General features: G+C 65.9%; 6 protein-coding genes and 1 pseudogene. 6 read left to right on the top strand and 1 reads right to left on the bottom strand.

Translation table 11 applies throughout. The features are described from left to right. From ACT54L_RS16330 to ACT54L_RS16305, 6 genes and pseudogenes are all read left to right on the top strand, one after another. Positions 1-284, top strand: a 284-nt coding sequence (locus tag ACT54L_RS16330; protein WP_476086685.1) for an integrase core domain-containing protein, incomplete at its 5' end; no start/stop codon positions are given. Between the two features lie 30 nt (positions 285-314). Then, a pseudogene (locus ACT54L_RS16325) lies at positions 315-581 on the top strand (IS701 family transposase); the annotation flags it as partial. A gap of 285 nt (positions 582-866) precedes the next feature. Next, complete coding sequence (locus ACT54L_RS16320) at positions 867-1,370, top strand: RNA polymerase sigma factor (protein ID WP_476086684.1); 504 nt, start codon at positions 867-869, stop codon at positions 1,368-1,370. A 19-nt stretch (positions 1,371-1,389) separates the two neighbouring features. Then, positions 1,390-2,340: a FecR family protein gene (locus ACT54L_RS16315; RefSeq protein ID WP_476086683.1), complete on the top strand. Its 951-nt coding sequence runs from the start codon at positions 1,390-1,392 to the stop codon at positions 2,338-2,340. Between the two features lie 152 nt (positions 2,341-2,492). Then, positions 2,493-4,940, top strand: a complete 2,448-nt coding sequence (locus ACT54L_RS16310) for a TonB-dependent siderophore receptor (RefSeq protein ID WP_476086682.1) — start codon at positions 2,493-2,495, stop codon at positions 4,938-4,940. A gap of 17 nt (positions 4,941-4,957) precedes the next feature. Then, entirely contained in the window at positions 4,958-6,142 is a 1,185-nt protein-coding gene (locus ACT54L_RS16305) for a PepSY-associated TM helix domain-containing protein (protein ID WP_476086681.1), read from the top strand. Positions 6,143-6,304: 162 nt separating this feature from the next. On the opposite strand, the gene ACT54L_RS16300 is transcribed toward ACT54L_RS16305, so the two are convergent. Next, positions 6,305-8,020 carry an ABC transporter ATP-binding protein gene (locus ACT54L_RS16300; protein ID WP_476086697.1) on the bottom strand — a complete coding sequence of 572 codons (1,716 nt, stop codon included), beginning with the start codon at positions 8,018-8,020 and terminating at the stop codon, positions 6,305-6,307. Positions 8,021-8,029 lie beyond the last annotated feature (9 nt).

Raw genomic sequence — 8,029 nt, 5'->3', positions numbered from 1 at the left:
AGGGCAGTCAATATACGAGCGAGCAGTTCCAGCGACTGATGGCCGACCATGGCATCACCTGTTCGATGAGCCGGTCGGGCAACGTCTGGGACAATGCTGCGATGGAGAGCTTCTTCTCGTCGCTGAAAACCGAGCGGACAGCCCGCAAGGTCTACAGGACGAGGGATGACGCGAGAGCGGACGTGTTCGACTACATCGAACGCTTCTATAATCGCCGACGCAGGCACTCGACACTGGGCTATCTCAGCCCCGTCGAGTTCGAGGAACGAGCTAAATTAGCTTAACCTCGTGTCCACAGAACCGGCAGCAGGCCACAGGCGCATCAGCAACTGAAGGAGGAACTCGGCCTCGATCACTTCGAGGGACGATCATGGAAGGGGCTTCACCGGCATGCACTCATGACCATGATCGCCTATGCCTTCCTCCAATCCCGCCGCCTCACTCAGGCGAAGCGGGAAAAAAAGAAACCAGGGTCCGCCACCCCAGCCCACCCTGCCGGCGATCCGCGCGGCCATCATCGCCAGGCTCGAACAGTCGCCGAAAATACGATGCCCACACTGCCTCAGACCGATCCGATCTAAAAATATGCCAAAGTAGTGCTAAGGGGGGCATTGCCGGACGCCGCGCGGGAGGGGGGGAGCGTGTCCCGTACCCCCGGGGAGCCTCGGCGAGCACGCCATCAAGGTCCGCATTCCAGGCCACAGCTCGAGAGGGCTGCCTCCGCCTCCCCTCGCGGCAGGCCAAGGTTTCTTACATCTATTATTACTCTAAATCATAGCGATTGCGGGTGGGTGTTCGTTTCCCTAAGTATCGTGGGATCCGGAATGATCTGAATTGACCAGATTTCAATGACGCTGGCACCTTCAATGTCCTCTGATCTGATGCTGGCTTACATGCACCAGTGGAGGACCCTGCGCGGGCATCTCAGCCGTCGCACCGGATCACGGGACCTGGCGGAAGAGGCCCTTCAGGAAACCTGGCTGCGCCTTGCCACCATGGCCGAGCAGCCGGCGACCATACAGGACAAGCACGCCTACCTGCTCCGCCTCGCCGGCAACATCGCCATCGACCTCCTGCGGCGGGAGCAGCGCCACGCCTCCCGGTGCCTCAGCGATGAGAGCGTGCTGCGCGAGATCGCCGACCAGACCCCATCCCCGGAAGCCTATGCCCTTCACCGCGACGAGTTGCGCGCGCTGGTGCATGCGCTCATGGCGCTGCCCGCAAAGCCGCGCACCGCGCTGCTGCTCAACCGATGCGACGGCCTCTCCCATTCGGAAATCGCGTCGCGCCTTTGCGTGTCCCAGAGTATGGTGGCGAAGTATTTGGCCCAGGCCCTGCGTCATTGCCGCGACAGCCTGCGGGCGCTCTGAACCATCAAGCTCGTGCCCAATGAGCGTTTCGCGCCACCCACCCCGAGCGGACATCGCCCTGAGCGACCAGGCCATCGACTGGGTGGTGCGCCTGCATTCCGGCGTGGCCGGAACGACCGAGCGCGACGGCTTCCGGGCCTGGCGCGCGCTGAGCCCGGCGCACGAGGCGGCGGCGCAGGAAGCCGAAGCCTTGTGGGATGGGCTGGGCACCGCTGGCGGGCGTGTACGCGCGGAGGGGAGGGCGGGACACGGCCGGACAACCCGCCGCGCCTTTATGGCCGGCGGCGTCATCGCCGCTTTTGGGCTCGCCGCCACGGCGTCCGGTCCGCTGCGCCGGCGCATGATGGCCGACTATTCCACCGGGGTGGGCGAAGCGCGCGAAGTGGTGCTGCCCGACGGCTCGCGGGCCTGGCTGAACTCCAGCACCGGCTTGGCGCTGGACTATTCCGGCCCGCGCCGCGGCATCAGGCTGCTGGAAGGCCAGGCGCTGTTCACGGTGATGCCCGACCCCGCCCGGCCCTTTGTCGTCGCGGCCGCCAATGGCTGGACGCGGGCCGTGGGTACCGTGTTCGACGTGGACATGCGCGCGGAAAGCGTCGCGGTGACCGTGGTGGAAGGCGTCGTGGCGGTGGGCATCGACGGAGGACCACCGGACGGCACGACCATGCGGGCCGACCAGACCGTGCGATACGACCTGGGCGGCATCACCGCCCCCCAAGGCATCGATGCGGGCATGGCGACCGCCTGGCGGCGCGGGAAGCTCATCTTCAATCGGCGCCCCCTGGAAGACGTGGTCAGTGAGCTTCGGCGGCACACGCACACCCAAATCGTGATCGCGGGCCGCAGACTGAAGGCTCTGGAGGTGACCGGCGTGTTCGATCTCAACGACCCGCAATCGGTGCTGGAGACCATCGAGCAGACCCTGCCGGTGCGCGTGCTGCGCTTGCCGCTGCTGAACGTCATCCTCTGACTCGCGCCGCGCGGGAGAAAATTCGTGCCCGACGCTGCAAGTTCCCCGCGCTCGTTTCGTCCTTGCTTCTGAAGCGCATGACGGCTGCCTGCCGCGCGCCGCGGAAGGGAGCTTTGCAGATGGGTGGGGGACGCGCACGGGCGGCGGGACGAATGAACTGGCTGGCATCGGTGGCGATGACCCTTGCCTTGGGTGCCCTGCTGCCGGCGCCGGCCCACGCGCAGGGCACGCCATCGGCCGCCATATCGTTCAACATCCCGCCCCAGGATCTCGGGACGGCGCTCACCGCTTTCGCCGACAAGGCCGGGCTGCGCTTGCTGTTCCCGTCTGACCTCGTGGCCGGGCGCAGGAGCCCCGGCCTGAGCGGCGCCTATACGCCGGACGCGGCCATCGCGCGCCTGCTCCAGGGCACCGGCCTGCTTTATCGCTTCACGCGCAGCAACACGGTGACCATCAGCGCCCCCAATCTGGGCAGTGCGGACGTGGACGGCGCCATCGCGCTTGGGACCATCGATGTCACCGGCGCTGCCGACGACCAGCAGATCGTGGCGCTCGCCACCAGTGCCGGCACCAAGACGAACACGCCCCTCATCGACATTCCCCAGTCGGTGAGCGTGGTGACGCAGGCGGAGATGGTTCAACGCGGCGTCCAGGACTTCAATTCCGCCGTCGCCTACACCCCCGGCGTGCGGGTTGTGGACTATCCCGGCGGTCAGGGCATGCCGGACATCTATATGCGCGGCTTCCGCGCCATCAACCAGGCCGCCTATTATCGCGACGGCCTGCGCGCCGGCTTCAACGCCTATGATTCCGACATCGAGACATATGGCCTTGAACGGATCGATGTGGTGAAGGGACCGTCCTCGGCGCTCTATGGCGCGGGCGTGCCGGGCGGCTTCGTGGATGCCATCACCAAGCGGCCAACCGCCCTTCCCATGCGCGAGATCGAACTGCTCGGCGGCAGCTTCGACCGCCTGCAGGGCGCCTTCGACATCGGCGGTCCGGCGACGGCTGATGGCACCTGGCTCTACCGCTTCACCGGCCTGTTCCGCGACAGCGGCACCCAGATCGATTTTTCGCCGGACAACCGCATCTATTTCGCGCCCGCCGTCACCTGGCAGCCCAATGCCCAGACCAGCCTCACCGTGCTGGCCTCCTACCAGAAGACGGAAAAGGGCGGCTCCGAGCAGAGCCTGCCCATGGCCAACACCATCTTCAACCTCGGTCCGAAGATCTCGCCGAGCCTCTATCTCGGCGCGCCCGGTTTTACTGACTGGAACGTGGAGACCTCCTCCGTCGGCTATGAGTTCAAGCACGAATTCGACAGCGGCTGGCGCTTCCAGCAGAACGCCCGCTATTCCCATTCGGAGGTGGACTACAATTCCGCCTGGGGCTGGGATGCGACGTTGGCGGTGGTCGACGGCCAATACATCAATGTGGGCGTCCAATTGCGCCCGAAGACGGCAGACAGCGTCCTCATCGACAACAGGCTGACCGGGAATTTCGATACCGGCCCTGTCGCCCATGAGCTGCTCTTCGGCGTGGATGGCGGATACTACAACTCCACCGAGACCCGCACCAATTCCACCAATTACAACGCCATCAGCATTTTTGCCCCCAATTACGACTTCCCCTATACGTTCGGCCTGCCCTGGTCGGACACGCAGAGCAAGGTGCTGCAGGTGGGCGTCTATGCGCAGGACCAGATGAAGCTGGGCAACTGGCTGCTCACGCTGAGCGGGCGGCAGGACTGGGTGCGCAACGAGGAATACAATTTCAATTCCCGCACCCTGCTGGCGGACTATGGCTTCACCGATCAAGAGGCCATCGCCAACGACTCCGCCTTCACCTGGCGGGCGGGGCTCGGCTACAAGTTCGACAATGGCCTGATGCCCTATGCCAGCTATTCCACCTCCTTCCTTCCGCAGGCGGGCACGGATTTCGAGGGCAATTCCTTCCAGCCCACCACGGGCGAGCAGTATGAAGCCGGCATCAAGTTCGAGCCGACAGGCTTCCGGGGGCTGTTCACGGCCTCGGTGTTCCAGATCACACAGCAGAATGTGCTGACCAACGACCCGGTCAATTACGGCTATTCCATCCAGGATGGCGAGGTGCGGGTGCGGGGCCTGGAACTGGAGGCCAAGGCGCAGCTCACGGCCAATCTGGACGTGGTCGCCTCCTACACCTATCTCGATGCCGAGGTGACCAAGGACAATCCCAACGAATACGGCGCCTCGAAGGTGGGCACCGTGCCGGCCGGCGTGCCGCAGAATGCCGCCTCGCTCTGGGGCTACTACACCTTCCGCGACGGCCCGCTGAACGGTCTCGGCCTGGGCGCCGGCGTGCGCTATGTGGGCAGTTCCTATGCGGTGATGGAGACCGTCTCCGGCGCGCAGGTGAAAGTGCCCGGCTACACGCTGGTTGATGCGGCGCTGAAATATGACCTTGGCGAACTGGACCGCCGGCTGAAGGGCGCCTCGCTCTCCATCGCCGCCACCAACCTGTTCGACACCGACTATTACACCCCCGGCTTCTACTGGAATTCGGTCATCTACGGCACGCGCCGCACCGTCTACGGCACGCTGGCCTATCGCTGGTGATGCCGGGCTCTCGGCGCGTGCCTGCGAAGAACAGCGCCGCGTCCCCGCCGGCCGGCCGCACCTTCAAGGTGCGGCCCGTGCTGGTGCTGGTGCATCGGTGCATCGGTCTCACCACGGCCCTGTTCCTCACGCTCGCGGGGCTGACGGGCAGCGTGATCGCGTTCAACCGCGAATTGGACGCGCTGCTCAATCCCGCCTTCTACGCCGCGACGGCGAAAGGCCCCGCTCTGTCGCCCGAGGCATTGGCGGCCAAGGTCGAGGCACGCGACCCGCTCCTGTCGGTGTGGTCCGTCAGCCTTGAGCCCATGGCGGGCGGAGCGGTGGAACTTCGCGCCATGGCGCGGGAGGGGGAGCCGTCGGCGGATTGGTTCAGCCTTGATCCCGTGAGCGGGGAGATCCTTGGCGCGCGCGTCTGGGGCGCCTGCTGCTTCTCACGGGCGCATCTCATCCCCTTCCTCTACAACTTCCACCACAGCCTCAGCCTGCCGGGTGCCCTGGGCGTGCTGGTCATGGGCATCGTGGCGCTGTTCTGGCTGGTCGATGGCTTCATCGGCGCGGCGCTGACATTCCCCCTTGGCCGTCCCTTCTTCCGCAAGTGGCGCACCGCCTTCACCATCAAGGGCGGCAGTGCCTTCCGCCTGAATCTCGACTGGCACCGCGCCGCCGGCCTGTGGCTGTTCGCGGTGCTCATGGTGCTGGCCGTGTCCTCCATCGCCATGAACCTGCGCACGCAGGTATTCGAGCCGGTGGTCCAGCTTTTCTCGCCGCTCACGCCGACGCCCTTCGCTGGCCCCCTGTTGCCTCAGCCGCTGCCGCGGAGCCTGTCCTATGACGTGGTGATGGCCCGGGCACAGGTGGAGGGGCGCGCACGCGGCTGGGACATGCCGCCAACCTATGTCTTCTATTCGCCAGCCTTCGGCCTGTTCGGCGTCCGGTTCGGCAGCGGCGAGGATATGATGACGAGCCCCTGGCTCTATCTCGACGGCCGCACCGCCGCGCCCATGGGAGAGGTGGTCCCCGGTGCGGGCACGGCGGGAGACACCTTCCTCCAGCTTCAGTTTCCCGTCCATAGCGGCCGGATCGCCGGCCTGCCGGGGCGCATCCTCATCGCTGTCATGGGGCTCGTGGTGGCCGGCCTGTCGATCACCGGCGTCGGCATATGGTGGCTCAAGCGCGCGGCGCGGCGGAAGCGGCGAAGCTGACCGTTCCGGACGCGGCCTGGCGGTGCCAGAGCGTGAGCACGAGTTCCGTTCCGAGGACAGATGTCGCCCCGCCAAGAATGTGGAGGAGGCGACGGTTCGCACTCCCGCCTGGGTTGGGTCCGCTCGGTCGGCCCCCCCCCGGCAGCACCGGAGGGCCGGCGTTCAGACCGCGAACTGCGTCTGCACCAGCCGTGAATAGAGGCCGCCCGCGGCCATCAGGTCGCGATGGGCCCCCTGTTCTGCGACGCCTTCCCGCGTCACGACAATGATGCGGTCGGCATTTCGCACGGTGGAGAGGCGATGGGCGATCACCAGCGTGGTGCGCCCTTGGGAGAGCGCGGCCAGCGCCTTCTGGATCTCGAATTCCGTCTCGCTATCGAGCGCCGAGGTGGCCTCGTCCAGGATCAGGATGGGCGGGTCCTTCAGAAACATGCGGGCGATGGCGAGCCGCTGCTTCTGGCCGCCGGACAGCTTCACGCCGCGTTCGCCGATGAGGGTGTCGAGCCCCGCCGGTAGGCCGGCGATCATTTCGTCCAGCCGGGCCTTGCGCGCGGCCTCGCGGATGGCTGTCTCATCGGCGTCGAGCCGGCCATAGGCGATGTTCTCGCGGATGGTGCCGGCGAACAGGAACACGTCCTGCTGCACGATGCCGATGCTGCGGCGGAGCGAGGCGAGGGTCACGTCGCGCACGTCGATGCCATCGATGGTGATGCGCCCGGCGGTGGGCTCGTAGAAGCGCGGCAGCAGCGAGCACAGCGTGGTCTTGCCGGCACCCGAGGGGCCGACGAAGGCCACCGTCTCGCCCGCCCGGATGTGGACGGTGAGATGGTTCAGCACCGTCTTGCCGGAGGTGTAGCCGAAGCTCACATCCTCATAGCGGATGTCGCCCCGCACGGCGCCGAGCGGTCGTGCGCCGGGGCGGTCAGCCACGTCCGGCCGGGTGGCGAGGAAGTCCAGATAGGAGCGGAAGCCGGCAATCCCCTTGGGATAGATTTCCACCACGGCGGCGATCTTCTCCAGGGGCCGGAAGAACACGCCCACCAGCAGCAGGAAGCTGACGAAGCCGCCATTGCTGAGATCACCCCGGATAACGAACCAGGTGCCCGCCAGCATCACAACCACCTGCGTCAGGCGCATGCCCAGATAGCTCAGCGCCAGATTGCCGGCCATCAGCTTGTAGGCGGCAAGCTTGGTGGTGCGGTAGAGGCCGTTGTCGGCGGCGAACAATTGGCGCTCATGGTCCTCGTTCGCAAATGCCTGCACCACGCGGATGCCGCCCACATTCTCCTCGATCCGCGCATTGAAGGCGCCGACCCGGCCGAACAGGGTGCGGAAATTCTCCGTCATCTCCCGCCCGTAATGGGTGGTCGCCCACGCCACGACCGGCACGATGGCGCCGGTGACCAGCGCCAGATGCACATTGACCGTCAGCATCAGCACGAAGGCGCCGATGAAGGTCATGACCGCCAGGAACACGTCCTCCGGCCCGTGATGGGCGACCTCGCCGACCTCCTCGAGATTCTTCGTCAGCTTGGCGACCAGATGGCCGGTCTTGTGGTTGTCGAAGAACGAGAAGGACAGCTTCTGCACATGGTCGAAGGCGCGCCGGCGCATCTCGGTCTCAATGTTGATGCCGAGCATGTGCCCCCAATAGGTCACGATGGCCATCAACCCGGTATTGATGAGATAGATCGCCAGCAGGCCGATGGCGGCGGCGACGATGAGCCCCCAGTCCTGCGTGGGCAGAAGGTGGTCCACGAACAGGGCCACCGCCATGGGAAAGCCCAGCTCCAGCAGGCCTGAGAGGATCGCGCAGGAGAAATCCAGCAGGAACAGGCCCCGGTACGGCGCGTAATAGGCGGCGAACTGCTTCAGGATGGTCATGGC

The sequence above is a fragment of the Aquabacter sp. DMC10 genome (assembly GCF_056314145.1).
The sequence above is the reverse complement of the archived record's forward strand: the minus strand, read 5'-3'. Positions and strand labels throughout refer to the sequence as shown.